This window comes from Mycobacterium sp. NBC_00419, assembly GCF_036023875.1.
Lineage (GTDB): Bacteria > Actinomycetota > Actinomycetes > Mycobacteriales > Mycobacteriaceae > Mycobacterium.
In genome coordinates, this window is record NZ_CP107931.1 from 2,118,117 (window position 1) to 2,132,726 (window position 14,610).

Here is a 14,610-nt window from a genome sequence, read left to right on the forward strand (position 1 = left end):
GTCACGGTCCCTGGTCGAGATGATAGGGCGCCACCAACGGATTGGCGGAGGTGTAGGGGCTGGGCAACTGGCCGATGGTGCGACCCCACTGCATCTCCAACTGGGTCAGGTCACCTTCGAACCGGGTCCCGACGAAGTACGAGGAATCGATGCGGCTCAACGTGAGATCGATTATTGCACTGAGGTTTCCGTAGTCGCCACGGAACCAGTTATCCAGCGTCTCGTTGGGGAACGGGTAGGTGAGCAGGCTGCTGAACGATCGGGTCAGCGCAGGGCCGGCATCAGCCATTGACTTGATCACCGGGCTGAGCTCACGCAGTTCCTTGACCAGATTCTCTTTGGTCTGCTTCACCGAATCCGCCGCGATGGCACTGAACTGGCCGATCTTGACCAGCGCGTCGGCGAGGTTTAAGCGCTCCTGCTTGAGCACCGCCAGCGCATTCGGAATGGTGGTAAGTGCTTTGTCCAGCACCGGCTTCTGCGCAGCGAACTTACCCACCAACCGGTTGAGGCTGTCCGTCGCGCTAATGATGTCCGTGGTCTGGCCATCGATATTCGCCACGAACCTGTCGAGTTGCTCGATGAGACTGCGAAGGTCTTGTTCGCGGCCCCGTAGCGCGGTGCTGAAGGTCTGAACCACGTCCTGGATCTGGCCGACGCCACCGGAGTTCAGCAGCAGCGACACCGCGGACAACGTCTGTTCGGTGGTCGGATACGCCCCCGCGCTGGCGAGCGGAATCAGGGACCCTTCGTGCAGGCGCCCCTCCAGAGGGACGTTCGTCGGCGGTGCCAGTTCGATGTGGGCGGACCCCAGCAGGCTGGTCTGGCCTATCTTGGCCGTCGCGTTGGCGGGCAGTTGGACGTCGCCATCGAGCCGCAGGGTCAGCAGCGCGTGCCAGCTCTGCCGTTCGATCTCCGTCACGGTGCCTACGTTGACGTCGGCCACCCGGACTCGGGCGTTCGGCTGGATGTTGACCACATCGGGCATCTGCACCTGGATCAGGTACGAACCCGGTCCGCCGCCTTTGGTGCCCGGTAGCGGTATCGAGTTCAAGCCTCGCCACCCACAGCCCGAAACCGCAGCCATGATCACTGTTGCCGCCAATAGTGCCGTGGCGCTTCGTGATACGACACGATTCATGATCCCGCTCCTCCCGGCAGCATCATGCCGGTCAGCCCAGCGCTCGGGTTCGTCGCGACCGGATCGGAAGGGCCGGGAGCTTCGGCAGGCAGCGCCGGTTGCGTTCCTGCCGGCGTGGGTGCTTGCGCCGCAGTATCCGCCGGCGCAGGGGCAGCCGGAGGCACGTAGTCCGGTCGCATCCAATCCTCGCTGTAGGTGACTTCGTTGGGCCGCGCTGCCGCCCCGACCAAGGGATTCATCCCGACGGGTCCGAGGAAGTTGTACTGGCGGTTCTTGACGATCGGCGCCAGGTATTGCACGCACAACTTTGCCGACTGGTCGGCGTTGAGCCGCGATGCGGCCTGAACGGCCGAGCAGATGAACTGGATCGGATTTGCGAAGTTGGATCCCGCGATGGCCCCGGTGGGCGCGTCGCCTTGAGCCGGCTGATAGATGTTGGCGTAGTTCTGGATCGAGTTGGGGAACATGTGCAGTGCCTGCTTGATGTCATCCAGACTTCCACCCAACGCCGCCGCGATCTGGGCGAGCTTGTCGGAGCTGGTGCCCAGCGGTTCTTTGTTGTCGGCCACGAAGCCACGTACGTCGGTCAGTGCGGTGTTGAGGTCGGAGACTGCTCTGCCGACCGCACCGGGATCATCGGCGAGCAATGCGGTGACGGCGGCGAAGTTCGTATTCAGCTGCCGCATGAGATCGGTACTGTCGTGCAAGGCCGAGACCAGGATCGCCAGGTTCTTGACTGTGCCGAAGATGTCGCCGGAGTGATCGCCGAGGATGGACAGCGACTGTGACAGCTTGATCACGGTCTGCCGGATGTCGGCTCCCTGGCCCCGCAGGTTGTCGGCGATCGTGTTGACGAAGCTTCCCATCGTGGAAACTCCGCCGGGCTCCGTCGGCTGCAATGTCTGGCTCAACTTGTCCAGCTGTGTGCGCAGATCGTCCCACTCGACCGGAACCGCAGTGCGCTCGCGGGGAATGACGGCATGGTCGGACAGCGCAGGGCCGCCGGAGTAGGCAGGGGTCAACTGAATCGCACGTGCAGACACCACGGACGGCGACAGGATCACCGCCTTGGCGTCAGCCGGGACCTTGTACTGGTCGTCCACCCAGAACGTGACCTTGGCCTGGCGTGGCTGCGGTTCGATGGTGGCGACCTCGCCCACCGGCACCCCGAGAATCCGAACCTCGTCACCCGGGTAGATGCCGTTGCTGTTCTCGAAGTACGCAGTCAGTTCCGTTCTCCCGGCGCCGGTCGTCGATCGGACCGCGACCACCACACCGGCAACCAACGCGACCGCGAGCAATGCCGCCAACGCGATCCGCTTCAGCCGCGGACTCATGAGCCGGACTCCGCGGTCGGGGCAACCTCACCAGGCGCCGGAAGCTGCACCGCGGTCGGCGTAGGCGCCGGGACGGGCGGCCCGCCCGGCAGCACGGCCGGCGGACCAGGAGGTGGCCCGCCTGGTGGCGGCGCCGGCAACGGCTCACGATACGGGTACCGGGGATCGCCAGGATTTCCGGTGATGGCATCGGGCAGATTCAGATTCGGCTCGCCACCCTGCCCGGTCCGCGGGAACGGTATGGGCAACGCGGGTGTGGCGGGCTGGCCGGTGTGGGGATCGGAAAGCTGACTGGGCAGCAACACACTCGGATCGAGCCCCAGATCGGAGAACGCCGCGTCGATGAACGGTTGCACGAACTGACCAGGCATCAGGTTGGCGATGTAGGCACTGAACCAGGGCCCGGACGACACCGACTCACCGAGTGCTAGCGCGTAGGAGTTCAAGCGGTGCAATGAGAGCTGAATCCGCTCCTTGCGGTTCGCAAGAATGCCCAGAACACCGTTGAGCCGATCGATCGTCGGGCGGAACGTCTCACGGTTCTCGCCTACAAACCCGGACAGTTGCTTGGAGACCGCCGACAGGTTGCCGGCGATCTGGTCCAATGCGGCGCTCTCGTTGCGCAACTGGCCGAGCAGGGCGTTGCTGTCCGAGATCAGGCTCACTACCTGATCGCTGCGTGCCGCAAGGACTTTGGTTGCCTTGTTCGCATTGGCCAGCAATGTGCGCAGCTGCTCGTCGCGATTATTCAGCGACGTCGAGAATCGAGCCAAACCCTGCACCGCCACCTGCAACTCCGGCGGTGTCTTGGAGAAAGTGTCCGCCAGCGTCGACAACGAGGTGGACAGTTGGTCGGTGTTGATTGCCTCGACCGTCGAACTCAGATCACCGAGGGCATCGGCCAACTGATACGGCGGCGTGGTGCGATCCAGCGGGATCGGTCCGGACAGGTTACCGTCGCCGCGCGGAACGACTTCCAGGATCTTGCTCCCCAGCAGGCTCTTGGTCTTGATGATCGCCTCGGTTCGGTCGCCCAGCCGAATCGACTTGTCCACCTTGAAGTTCACCACAACCCGATTGCCATCGAGTTTCACACTGGAGACCTCACCGACCTTGTAACCGGAGACCTGCACGGCGGAATTGGTGCTCAGCCCGCCCGCCTCCGAGAAGTACGCCGTGTACTGCTTGTCGGAATGCACGAACGGCAGGTTGCGGTACTGCAGTGCAACCAACACCGCGAGCAGCGTCAGGCCCAAGCCGATGGCGCCCACCACTATGGGATTGCGTTCGGAGAACGATTTCACTTTGGCGCACACCGTCCTGTGGTCTGACCGGCAACCTTGATATACACCGGCTGACCACCCTTGCCATTGACTTTCAGAGTGATGTCACACAGATAGAAACTGAAATAGTCCCCGTAGAGTCCCTGCCGGCCGAGCAACCGGTACTTCTCCGGCAGATTGTTGATCAGGTTGTCCACGTAATCGTGGTCCGCAACGACCAGTGTCGAGGCCCGATCCGTCTGCTTCAGAACATCTTTCAACGGCGACCGCGACTGTTCGAGTAGGTCAGCAAAGGTACCGGTGGCGTCATTGGTGTAGGCCAAGCCGGCAGCGATCTCCGAGCGGCGATCCGCGAGCCCCTTGACCAAATCTGACAATGACGTGATCGCCTTGTCGAACTGATCGGTCTGGTCGCCCAGTGATCCGAGCACCGTATTCAGATTGGAGATAACCTGGCCGATCAACTCATCGCGGTCGGCCAGCGTGTTGGTCACCGATGCGGTCTGGGTCAAGAACGAACCAATGGTGTCGCCCTGACCCTGGAACGCGGATATCAGTTGACCGGTGAGCTCATTGACCTGGTCGGGGTTCAGCGCGCGGAACAACGGCCGGAAGCCACCGATCAGCGAGTCGAGATCCAGCGCAGGCGCGGTATTCGACAACGCAATGGTGCCGCCCGGTGGCAGGACCTTGGTTCCCCCGGCGCCTTCCTCCAACGCCAGATAGCGGCCGCCGGCAAGATTGTCGTACCGGATCACTGCTCGACTTCCCTCGGTCAGCACTACCGACGGATCGGCCGAGAACTCAACGTCGACAACTGCGTCCGGCTGAACCGTAATGCTCTTCACCTTGCCGACCTCGACACCACCGATACGGACGAAGTTGCCACCGGCGAGTCCTGTGACATTGGTGAAGAGCGCCCGGTAGGTCTTGCCCTCGTCGAAGCGGAGCTGTCCGAAGATGGCAAACAACGCGAACATCCCGAACAGGCAGGCGGAGGCGAAGATACCGAGACGCCATAGGGTCCCCGTCAGACTGGCTCTCACAACGTCATTCCTTCGTTGGCCGGGCGCATCACGGCGTAGGGGTTGAACTGTCAGGCGCTGCAGGCTGGCCTGGCGGCGGCGGCGCGGAGAACACAGCTGGTGCCTCACCCGGTGGGATCTTCCCCGGCGCGACCGGTGTTCCCGGAACCGGGACCGGAGGCGGGGTACCAGCCGGTGGGATGCCGGGCCACAGCGGGACACCGCCGGGTCCGTACAGTGCAGCACCGTATGGCGGCATGCCAGGTGCGGTCACCGGTCCCGGCGCAGGGCCTGGCAGGCACTTGCGAATGCTGGGCGGCTGCGGAACCGCCCGTGTCGCAGGCAGATAGTCCACCCAGCACGGATGCCCAAGGCCGGGGTTGGGGCGCCAGTCAAGGCCGGTTCCGAAGCCGGTGTTGGTGATCAATTGGCGTACCGGGAACATCTTGGTGACGTCCGGCAGCGAACCGCAGCCAGGCTTCCCACCGGGTCCGCCCTTGGCCTTCACGATCGGCAGGTTGTCCGGATATTGGTAGGGATCGTCACCCAGGAGGATGGCAGAGTCCGTGATCTGCGAGTATCCGTTTCCACCGGTGGAGGCCATGAAGTCCGGTAAGCCGTTGTAGGCGCCAACCAGCGTGCAGGTGATCTCCGGGTCGTACTTGAGTAGCAATGCGGTCGTCGGCTCAAGTGTGTTGATCGCATCGATGAAGTTCTGCTTGTTCGATCCCAGAACGTTGATCCCAACGTCTGCGAACCCAATGGTACTGAGCAACAGAGAATCCAGCGCGGTGGCGTGGCCCGCGATAGTCGCACTCGTGGTGCTGGCAGCGTCTAGGACGCGGACGATGTTGTCGGCTGCTCCGCCATAGGCGTCACTGAAGCCTTTGAGAGCCTGCCAATCCTGCCTGACGGTCTCGCTACGCGGATTGAGTTGTAGCAGAAGCTGGTTGCCGTCAGTAATGGCCTGGCCAATTCGTTCACCCTGGCCGCGGAAGCCATCCGAAAGGGTGGTCAACACCGCATTGAGCTTCGAGGAATCCACCTGATCCAACAGCCCGACTAGATTCTGGAAGACGGTGTTGACCTCGGTGGTGACGTTGCTCGAACGCAGCACCGCGCCAGCCGCCAGTCGCTTCGCACTGGGGTCATCCGGATAGACGAGGTCGACGAACTTCGATCCGAAGGCGGTGGTGGCCCGGATCTGTGCGCCCACATTGGCCGGAATGAACTTGATCTGGTCGGCTGCAATATTGAGCTTGAGATCGACGCTCTTGGAGCCACCTTGGACGTCGGCCACCTGACCGACCTGTATACCGTTGAGCATCACCTTGCCGCCCGGCTCCATGACCAAGCCAGCGCGGTCAGAGGTCAACGTCACTGGCACAACGGAATTGAATGATCCACGATAGAGCGCTACGGTCAGCGCCACTGCGGCCACCAGGGCCACCACGAGGATGAGCGTCCACCACCCTGACTTGAGGGTGCGTTCTCCGGGTCTGGGTTCCATGGCGCTACGAAGCCAGGTGGAAGTTGCCGGACTGGCCGTAGATGGCCAGCGAGGTCAACAGATTGACGAAGACCAGCGACACCAACGAGGCGCGGACCGCCCGGCCTACGGCCTCGCCGACGCCGGCCGGTCCGCCGGAAGCCGTGTAGCCGTAGTAGGTATGAATCAGCATGATCACGATCGCCATGATGATGACCTGAGCGAAGGACCACATCAGGTCGGCGGGGATGAGGAAGGTGTTGAAGTAGTGGTCGTAGACACCGGTCGACTGGCCGTAGACCATGGTGGTCCCCAACCGGGCCGCCAAGAATGACATCACCACCGCCACGCAGTACAGCGGGATCACCACGATCACCCCAGTGAAGACCCGGGTGGAAGCCAGGTAGGCAATCGATCGCACCCCCATCACTTCGAGGGCGTCGATCTCCTCGGAGATGCGCATCGCTCCCAGCTGAGCAGTGGCACCGGCCCCGATGGTGGCGGCGAGCGCGATGCCTGCCGTCACCGGAGCGATCAGGCGGACGTTGGCGTAGGCAGAGATGAATCCCGTCAACGCCTCGACACCGATTCCGGACAACTGGTTGTAGCCCTGAACCGCGATCAGCGCACCGGCGGACAGAGTGAGGAAGCCGATGACCACTACCGTGCCACCGACAAGAGCTAGGGCTCCGGTGCCCATACTCATCTGCGCGATCAACCGGACGATCTCAGACTTGTAGTGGATCAGCGCATCACCGATCGACCGCAAGGTCTTGCCGTAGAACGCTGTTTGGGTGCCGATCCGATTCCAGGTGCCGACAACCGGGGCGACCATGCGGCGGACCCGGACGAATGTCGCGGAGGGAACGCTTGCCTGGCTACTCACTGCGGTCCTCCGAACTGCACTGCTGTGATCAGTACGTTGATGACGTACAGCGAGATGAACGAATACACGACGGTCTCGTTGACGGCATTGCCCACGCCAGCCGGTCCGCCGCCCACCGAGATGCCCTTGTAGCAGCCGATGAGGCTGGCCGCCAGGCCGAACAGTGCCGCTTTGATGAACGCGACGGCGATGTCCGTTGCGCCGGTGATGACGGTCAGTCCAGCGGCATAGGCGCCGGGCGTGACGTTCTGAACGAACACGGCGAACCAGAAGGACCCGGCCAACGTGGCCACCGAAACGATGGCCGCCAGCAGCGTCGCCACCACAGTGGCCGCCAAAACCCTTGGAACGACCAATGATTGAATCGGATTGATTCCGAGAACACGCAGCGCATCGAGCTCCTCGCGGATGGTCCGTGACCCGAGATCGGCGCAGATGGCGGTCGAGGCCGCTCCTGCCACGACCAGGACGGTCACGATCGGACCGAGCTGAGCCAGCGTGATACCCGTTGCGGCGCCTGCGAAGTCGGACGCACCGAAGTCGACGAGTAGGACGTTGAGGGTGAACGAGGACAGGACCGTGAACGGAAGCGCGAGCAGCAGCGATGGGGCCAGCGAGACTCGGGCGATGAACCAGCACTGGGTGATGAATTCGTGCAGCGCGAACGGACGTCGCGGAATCATCATCAGGGTGTCCAATGTCATCGCATAGAACTCGCCGATGCCGCGCATCGGCTTGACCAGCCCACTCGGCACAGTCACAGATTCCCCTCCAACTGTTTGCTCGCTGGCGGTGACACGGACAACACGATCCTCCTGAAAGCCTAGGTTCCCGATTACCCTAGGGGTGCTGCTGTGCTTTGTGTCACCCCTAGGGCTCAGAACCGCGTTTTCGTTCACCGGATACCGGTCGGCTCGCCGTGGAGTCGCCAGGAACGGGGCAGCATGGCCTGCCCGTCAGGTTGCGGTCCGTCGACAGAGTGGTCTGACCTGCATCATCGGAGGCGGAACGACCGCGGCCAGCCGACAAGCGGCCGAACGGGCGGGCAATCGCTTCATGCGCGATACAGATCGCGCTCTCGTGTCTCATCCAGCCGATCAGCGTCGTCCGCCAGCACACGATCGCAGCGCCTTCGCGGTCACGCCCCGGCTCAGCGCGCTCCGGCCGGACGATTTGCTCATCAGTGCGCCTCAAGCGCAAATGGGGTTCTGGCGAGGAGTTGGGCGAATCGCCATTGGGGCATCACCGAACCGCTATGTTGACCCCATGATGCGGCGAACCATACCGGCGGTGACCGCCATCGCCCTGTGCTGGCCACTGGTCGCAACGGCTGGCTCCGCGCAGGCCGACGCGGTCGGCTACCTGGTCAACGTCACCGTTCGGCCGGGATACGACTTTCCGAACGCCGACCAAGCTCTCGCCTACGGCAACGGAATCTGCGACAAGGTCTCTGCCGGTGAGCCTTTCAATCAGCTCGTCGGCGATATCAAGGCCGACTTCAACACCCAGGACGAGTTCCAGGCCACCTACCTGATCAGCCAGGCGGCGCAGGAGTTGTGTCCGGGCGCGATCTGGCAGCTCCGTCAGTCTGCTGCCCACTATCGTCCGGTCGGCTCATGATCCGGCCCAGCCGCAAGGCTTCGTTCATCTCGACCCTGCCGGTACTGGCGGTGCTCAGTGCCGCAACAGCATTGGCCGCTCCCGACGGCACCGGTACGCCAGACAGCTGCCAGTTCGGCGTGACCAAGCCAGCGCTGACACTGCTGACCGGGGGCGCTCAGGCAGTGGTGGCGACCGCGGTGCCGACGTCATGCACAGGCCTCGCGCGGCCGACGTCGACAACCGTGTGCGTGTCGACGCCAGACGCCAACGGCTACTGCGACTCTCGGAACGGCTTCACTACAGCACAAGCTGCCTTCCCGGCGGCTACGGCGCCCAGGGGCGAATACATCGCCAAGGCGCGGGGGTGCTACTCCACTCCCGGCCAGTCGCAGCCGCTGTGCACTTCACAAGTGCTCAGCACCGTCTTTTGACACCCCGGATCAGGCCAGGCTAAGTGATCGATCCACGAACCGCCGCACCGTGCGCTCCACCTCGACCCGCCGGGCAGACGATGCCGGCTGATCGAACAGCAGAGCAACGATGAGACTGAAGACGGCCTTGGCGTCGGCCGCCGGGTCGGGACTGTGGACGGTGCCATCGGCGGCGCCTTCGGCCAGTGCCGTCACGAGCGAACTCAGGAAATCCTCGACGCAGCGGTCGGTCAGATGACGGAAATGCGGCAGCAGGGCTCGCCAGTACATCGCGAACAGCGCCATCGGCTTGTCCAGGCGGCGGTCATATCCGAACGCGAGCATCGCGTCGACGTGAGCGCGGACGCGCATCACCGGGGGTAACCCGGGGTCGATCATCCGGGACAAGTAACCGGCGGCCACTCGGAACTGCTTCTCGAGCATCGCCGCGAGAAGGTCGTCCTTGTTCTCGAACACCTCGTAGAAACAATGCGTTGACAGGCCCGCCCGCCGACACACCTCTCGGATCTTGAACTTGGCGAACCCGTCGGTCACCAATACCCAGTCGGCCGCGGCAACGAATCTGCCCCGTAAATCCACCTCGGATCGCACGACATGAGGTGGCGCGTTCGAGCAGTCTGTCGATTCAACACGTGAGGACCGATCCTCGATCACCGAGTACGCCGGCATGTCACCTCCTAAGCTTGCCTGTCATCTAAACTATATAACTATATAAAATGTGAGGGAAATCGCAATTCCGCGCCCGGATCATTACCGGGGATGTCCTCACAGCACTTGATCAGCGACGGAGTTTGGGCCGAGTTCCTGCCCGAATGGCAAGATGACCGCTATGTCGAACCTGAGCCGGCGGACGATTCTGCGACTCGGCGCCGGAGCAGCCGCCGGAGCCGCAGGGGCATTTGCGGTCGGCACGGTGCTCGAGTCGGCAACCCGCCTCGTGGGCCCCGACGTCTCGATGACCGGCGTGGGTGCGCCGCTGTTGCCGCCCGCCCCGCTGGAGCCGCCGCCCGTCGGGGCGGCCGCCCCGACGATGGTGACGGGCTCGTTCGTGTCCGCGGCCCGCGGTGGCATCCAGACCAACTGGGCGATCGCCCGCCCACCCGGCCAGACGGCACCGCTGCGGCCCGTCATCGCGTTACACGGCCGGTGGAGTGATGCCGCGACGGTGATGGCCGGCGGCGTCGAGCAGGGATTGGCCCAGGCGGTCAACGCCGGGCTCCCGCCGTTCGCGGTGGTCTCGGTCGACGGCGGAGAGGCGTACTGGCACGACCGTGCCTCCGGTGACCATGCCGGTTCGATGGTGCTCGACGAACTCATCCCCATGCTCGCCGACAAGGGCCTGGACACCTCGCGGGTGGCGTTCCTCGGCTGGTCGATGGGTGGGTACGGGGCGCTGCTGCTCGGCGCCCGGCTGGGCCCGGCGCGCACCGCGGCGATCACCGCCGTCAGTCCGGCGCTGTGGCTGTCCTCGGGGGAGGCCGCGTCCGGGGCCTTCGACGGGCCCGGCGATTTTGCCGCCAACAGTGTGTTCGGGCTGCCGGCATTGGCGTCGATCCCGATCCGCATCGACTGCGGCACCAGCGATCCGTTCTACGCGGCCACCAAGCAGTTCATCGCGCAGTTGCCGAATCCGCCCGCCGGTGGCTTCTCCCCCGGCGGCCACGACGCCGGCTTCTGGAGTGCACAGCTGCCCGCCGAACTCGCCTGGATGGCACCGCTTCTGACGGCGTGAGCCTCAGACGATGTTGACGGCGTCGAGGAAAGACTCGGCGTAGTCGCAGTCCCCGGTGATGTTCACGTCACGGTCTCGCCAGCTGGCCCGCCGAGTTCCCCACTGCGGGAACTCGAGGGCAACCCCGGTGATCTGCGCCGCGGTGGAGCCTGCGGCATCGCTGCTCACCGAGCCGTCGGGCGTCACCTGCCAGACGCCACCGCCGGGTCCGGTCAGGGTGATCGACAGCGGCCGATCCAGGAACGGAAGCGGTTGCGCTCGAAGCTGATTGGACAGCACCGCCATCATCCACTCCAGGACGACGGCCATCCGGTTGGCGTCGGTACCCGGCGCGGGACGCCCCAAAGCCGGCGCCATGTCATAACGCAGATGGGTGTGCTGGTCGAAGACCAGCGCGCTGAGGAACAGCCGTGCGGGGAACTTCCCCAGCTCGGCCAGTGGCGCCCGCACCCCGCCCAGCGGTGTGCGGTCCAGCCGGCTGAACACCGCACCGAACGCCCGGCTCCAGCGCCGGTACTCAGCCAGCACATCGGTCGACGACCAATCCCGGCGGGAGTCGACCATCACGTCGTTGGCCCGCTCGATGTCGTTGCCCCGCATCAGTTTCAATGCGGCCGGGCTGAGCACAGCGTGAAACCCGGCGCCCATGTGAGCGACGACGTCCTGGACACGCCAGCCCTCGGCACGGCTGTTCATCCGCCATTCAGCCGGGGCGAGAGTGGCGCAGAAGGCCAGCACCTCGGCACGCTCGGCGGTGAACGCGGCGCCGCGGTCGACTGTCATCGAGGCAACGCGATCCGGCCCTCGGCCGCGGCGAGGCCGATGTCGGAGCGAAAGTGGCTGCCCGGCAACTTGATCGACGACATCACGGCGTAGGCAGCCTGACGCGCGGCCGGCAGATCGACGCCGGTTCCGACCACCGAGAGCACCCGGCCTCCGGAGGAGACGACGGCCCCGTCGTCGCGGCGCGCGGTACCGGCGTGCAGCACGCCGGGCGCCTCCGACCCGGCGATCGCATCCCCGACCCGCGGCCGGCCCGGATAGTTCTCGGCGGCCAGCACGACCGCGACGGCATAGCCGTCGCGCCATTGCAGGGGGCCGAACTCGGCCAGCGTTCCGGTTGCCGTGGCGTGCAGCACCTGGCCCAGCGGGGAGTCCAGCAGCGCCAGCACCGCCTGGGTCTCCGGATCGCCGAAACGGCAGTTGAATTCCACGACGGCGGGACCGTTGGACGTGATCGCCAGACCGGCGTAGAGCAGACCGGAGAACGGGCAGCCGCGGCGAACCAGTTCGGCGGCGACGGGTTCGACGACCTCGCTGACGATGCCGGCCCGCACCTCGTCAGGAAGCCACGGCAGCGGCGAATAGGCGCCCATCCCACCGGTATTGGGCCCGGCGTCGTTGTCGCCGACCCGTTTGAAGTCCTGGGCGGGCAACAGCGGAACCACCGTCGCACCGTCGACGAGGCAGAACAGCGAGACCTCCGGGCCGTCCAGGAAGGACTCCAGCAGTACCGGATGCCCGGACTCGAGCAGCTCAGCGGCATGGGCGCGCGCCGCGTCGCGGTCGGCGCTGACCACCACACCCTTGCCCGCCGCCAGACCGTCGTCCTTGACCACCCAGGCCGGCTGCCCGACTGCGGGACCGAACCGGTCGAGCGCACCGTCGAGATGCGCGGGGTTGTCGACGGTCTCGCTGGTGGCGGTGCGGACCCCCGCCGCGGCCATCACGTCTTTGGCGAATGCTTTGGAGCCTTCGATGCGGGCGGCATCCTTGGACGGCCCGAAGCAGGCGACGCCCGCGGCGCGCACGGCGTCGGCCACGCCGAGCACCAGCGGCACCTCGGGACCGACGACCACCAGATCGACGGCGAGTTTCTGCGCCAGCGCGGTGACCGCTTCGGCTGAGGTGATGTCGACGTCATGTTGCTCGGCGACCGCGGCAGTGCCCGCGTTACCCGGCGCAACGGCCAGAAACTCCACCTGCGGGTCTCTTCGGAGGCCCAACAGGAGAGCATGTTCGCGGGCACCGGATCCGATCACGAGGACGCGCACACGCACACCCTAGATCACCAGGTGTCGACGAACCGGCGCAGCGGCGGCAGTTCGCCCCGCGCGCTGGCGGCGGCCAGGGTCGCGGCGATCAGACCGCGGGTGTCGGCGGGGTCGATGACGTCGTCGATCTCGAAGATCGCCGCGGCGTTGAGCGCCTTGGCGTTGTCCTGGGCAGCGGCGGTGGCCTGGCGCACCCGCTCCTCACGCTCGGCATCGTCGGCGATGGCCTCCAGCTCCTTGCGCATCCCCAGCCGCACCGCGCCCTCGAGCCCCATCGGGCCGAGGTGCGCGCCGGCCCAGGCCACCGACAGCAGCGGTTCACGCAGGCTGCCGCCGGTCATGGCCTGCGCGCCGAGCCCGTAGCCGCGGCGCAGCACCACCGCCACCATCGGCACCCGCAACGCGGCACCGGCGACCAGCAGCCGGGAGGCCCGCCGCACCAGCGCCTCGGATTCGGCCGCCGGCCCCACCATGTAGCCGGGGCAGTCGATGAGCGAGACGATCGGGATGCCGAACGTGTCGCACAACTGCAGGAACCGGGCCGCCTTGTCGGCCGCCGCGGCGGTGATCGCACCCGCCATCACCATGGTGTTGTTGGCGATGACCCCGACCGGCCGGCCGTCGATGCGCGCCAGCGCCGTCACCATCTCGGGCGCGAACTTCTCCCGAAGGAACGTCACCGAATCCTGGTCGGCGATCGTCTGGATCACCGGAGCGACCGGGTAAGCCCGGCGGGCCCGCTCGGGAACGATTGTGCGCAAAGCGGTCTGGTCCGCCGCGGCGCCCGGACGGGGCTCGGTCGCTCCCTGGAAGTAACCCAGCAACCGTTTGGTGACCGCGACGGCTTCGGCCTCGTCGGCGACGACGACGTCGAGGACACCGTTGGGCGCCTGCACCGAGATCGGTCCCACCGCGTCGGGGGCGACGTCACCCAGGCCGCCGCCCGCGATCATTGCCGGGCCACCCATGCCGATCGAGGTGTCGGCGGTGGCCACAATCAGATCCGAGCACCCGGCGATGACCGCGTTGCCGGCGAAGCAGCGGCCCTTGACGATCGCGATGCGCGGCACCACCCCCGACAACGCCGCCCACAGCTTGAACGCCCGAACCTCCAGTGAGGACACCGTCGGATGGTCGGTGTCGCCGGGCCGTCCACCGCCGCCTTCGGCGAAGAACACCGTGGGCAGCCGCAGGCGCTCGATGATCTCGAAGAGGCGGTCCTTCTTGAGGTGCCCGTACACCCCTGGGTGCCGGCCAGCACGGTGTAGTCGTAGGACAGCACGGCGCACGGCTGACCGTCGATCTGCGCCGTGCCGGCCACCAGCCCGTCGGCGGGCGTCCGTGCGATCAGGTCCTCGACGTCGCGGCGCTGGCGCTGCGCCGCGATGGCGAAGCGCCCGTACTCGACGAAAGTCCCCTCGTCGACCAGGTCAGCGATGTTCTCCCGGGCCGTGCGCCCGCCGGCGGCATGCCTGCGAGCTACCGCGTCAGGTCGCGCCGCATCCTCGGTCAACGCGCGTCGCGCCAGCAGTTCGTCGAGTTCTGGACGGTCGGCCATCAGCCGAACCTACCCGCGGGCGCGTCGACTCCACGGCCACCTTGGGCATACACACTCCGCAGCAGTGTATGG

The 14,610-nt window shown here is 65.6% G+C and carries 13 protein-coding genes and 1 pseudogene; 3 read left to right on the forward strand and 11 right to left on the reverse strand.

The features are described 5' to 3' along the window. Nucleotide 1 precedes the first annotated feature (1 nt). The 7 genes from OG976_RS09980 to OG976_RS10010 are packed head-to-tail and all read right to left on the reverse strand — an operon-like array spanning nt 2 to nt 7,892. Complete coding sequence (locus OG976_RS09980) at nt 2-1,141, reverse strand: MCE family protein (protein ID WP_328361270.1); 1,140 nt, start codon at nt 1,139-1,141, stop codon at nt 2-4. Beyond that, on the reverse strand, nt 1,138-2,478 hold the full coding sequence (locus OG976_RS09985) for an MCE family protein (RefSeq protein WP_328361273.1): 1,341 nt from the start codon (nt 2,476-2,478) through the stop codon (nt 1,138-1,140). The genes OG976_RS09980 and OG976_RS09985 overlap by 4 nt, the downstream gene beginning before the upstream one ends. After that, on the reverse strand, nt 2,475-3,782 hold the full coding sequence (locus OG976_RS09990) for an MCE family protein (RefSeq protein WP_328361276.1): 1,308 nt from the start codon (nt 3,780-3,782) through the stop codon (nt 2,475-2,477). Before OG976_RS09990 ends, OG976_RS09985 begins: the two co-directional genes overlap by 4 nt. Further along, nucleotides 3,779-4,807, reverse strand: a complete 1,029-nt coding sequence (locus OG976_RS09995) for a virulence factor Mce family protein (RefSeq protein WP_328361278.1) — start codon at nt 4,805-4,807, stop codon at nt 3,779-3,781. The genes OG976_RS09990 and OG976_RS09995 overlap by 4 nt, the downstream gene beginning before the upstream one ends. Before the next feature lie 28 nt (nt 4,808-4,835). After that, the gene (locus OG976_RS10000) at nt 4,836-6,296 is read right to left on the reverse strand and encodes an MCE family protein (RefSeq protein ID WP_328361281.1); all 1,461 of its coding nucleotides are present in this window, start codon (nt 6,294-6,296) and stop codon (nt 4,836-4,838) included. Between the two features lie 4 nt (nt 6,297-6,300). After that, on the reverse strand, nt 6,301-7,110 hold the full coding sequence (locus tag OG976_RS10005) for an ABC transporter permease (RefSeq protein WP_328363354.1): 810 nt from the start codon (nt 7,108-7,110) through the stop codon (nt 6,301-6,303). Between the two features lie 47 nt (nt 7,111-7,157). Beyond that, entirely contained in the window at nt 7,158-7,892 is a 735-nt protein-coding gene (locus OG976_RS10010) for an MlaE family ABC transporter permease (RefSeq protein ID WP_328363357.1), read from the reverse strand. A 535-nt stretch (nt 7,893-8,427) separates the two neighbouring features. Between OG976_RS10010 and OG976_RS10015 the strand changes: the two genes are divergently transcribed. Continuing rightward, nucleotides 8,428-8,781 carry a DUF732 domain-containing protein gene (locus OG976_RS10015; RefSeq protein ID WP_442930449.1) on the forward strand — a complete coding sequence of 118 codons (354 nt, stop codon included), beginning with the start codon at nt 8,428-8,430 and terminating at the stop codon, nt 8,779-8,781. Continuing rightward, complete coding sequence (locus OG976_RS10020) at nt 8,778-9,194, forward strand: hypothetical protein (RefSeq protein ID WP_328361284.1); 417 nt, start codon at nt 8,778-8,780, stop codon at nt 9,192-9,194. The genes OG976_RS10015 and OG976_RS10020 overlap by 4 nt, the downstream gene beginning before the upstream one ends. 9 nt (nt 9,195-9,203) lie before the next feature. Here the strand turns inward: OG976_RS10020 and OG976_RS10025 are convergent, their stop codons facing one another. Next, nucleotides 9,204-9,863 (reverse strand): TetR/AcrR family transcriptional regulator, encoded by a 660-nt coding sequence (locus tag OG976_RS10025; protein ID WP_328361287.1) that lies wholly within the window; start codon nt 9,861-9,863, stop codon nt 9,204-9,206. Between the two features lie 151 nt (nt 9,864-10,014). Here OG976_RS10025 and OG976_RS10030 point away from each other — a divergent pair, with 151 nt between their 5' ends. Continuing rightward, nucleotides 10,015-10,926, forward strand: a complete 912-nt coding sequence (locus tag OG976_RS10030; protein WP_328361290.1) for an alpha/beta hydrolase — start codon at nt 10,015-10,017, stop codon at nt 10,924-10,926. Between the two features lie 3 nt (nt 10,927-10,929). Here OG976_RS10030 and OG976_RS10035 read toward each other — a convergent pair whose 3' ends face one another. The 3 genes and pseudogenes from OG976_RS10035 to OG976_RS10045 all read right to left on the reverse strand — a co-directional run bounded on the left by OG976_RS10035 (nt 10,930) and on the right by OG976_RS10045 (nt 14,418). Next, the gene (locus OG976_RS10035) at nt 10,930-11,709 is read right to left on the reverse strand and encodes a maleylpyruvate isomerase family mycothiol-dependent enzyme (RefSeq protein ID WP_328361293.1); all 780 of its coding nucleotides are present in this window, start codon (nt 11,707-11,709) and stop codon (nt 10,930-10,932) included. Further along, nucleotides 11,706-12,980, reverse strand: a complete 1,275-nt coding sequence (gene purD, locus OG976_RS10040) for a phosphoribosylamine--glycine ligase (protein ID WP_328361296.1) — start codon at nt 12,978-12,980, stop codon at nt 11,706-11,708. Before purD ends, OG976_RS10035 begins: the two co-directional genes overlap by 4 nt. A 14-nt stretch (nt 12,981-12,994) precedes the next feature. Beyond that, a pseudogene (locus OG976_RS10045) lies at nt 12,995-14,418 on the reverse strand (acyl-CoA carboxylase subunit beta). Between the last annotated feature and the right edge of the window lie 192 nt (nt 14,419-14,610).